At 70.3% G+C, this 512-nt stretch carries 1 protein-coding gene; it reads left to right on the top strand.

Translation table 11 applies throughout. From position 1 onward, the window contains the following. Window positions 1-512 (top strand): ABC transporter ATP-binding protein (locus FK530_RS25565; RefSeq protein ID WP_146489548.1); only part of this gene is annotated, 512 nt, incomplete at both ends.

Genomic DNA, 512 nt, shown 5'->3' with positions numbered 1-512 from the left:
CGCAGCTGCCCGCCGGATCCGCGACGACCGCGGGAGACTGGCCCAGCACGTCACCGACTCCGTGCAGGGGGTGCGCGAGGTCCTCGCCTTCAACCACGAGGCCGCCCGCTCCCAGCAGATGGCGGACATCGAAGGGCGCATCGGGGACGCACAGGCGGTTGCAGCCCGATACGTCTCGCTGCGCAGGGGCGCCAACCAGCTGCTGGTGGCCAGCTCCATGGTCGTCATGCTCATGGTCTCAGGGGCGCTGTACGGTGGCGGGCAGATCTCGCTGGCCCAGCTGGGACTGGCGCTGGGCGTGACCCTGGGGTCCTTCGCTCCGATGCTCGCGGTGGAGGACTTCCAGGCGGACCTCGACCAGGCCTTCGCCTCCGCCAGGCGTGTCTTCATGATCACCGAACGTGCTCCCCTGGTGACCGACCCCGACTCCCCCCGCGAGTCCGACGGCACGGGCGACATCGTCGTTCGCGGGGTCGACTTCCGCTATCCGTGCCAGGAGGGCTCGCCCATCG

This window comes from Tsukamurella conjunctivitidis (assembly GCF_007858475.1).
Lineage (GTDB): Bacteria > Actinomycetota > Actinomycetes > Mycobacteriales > Mycobacteriaceae > Tsukamurella > Tsukamurella conjunctivitidis.
This window is presented reverse-complemented; position numbering and strand designations above follow the sequence as displayed.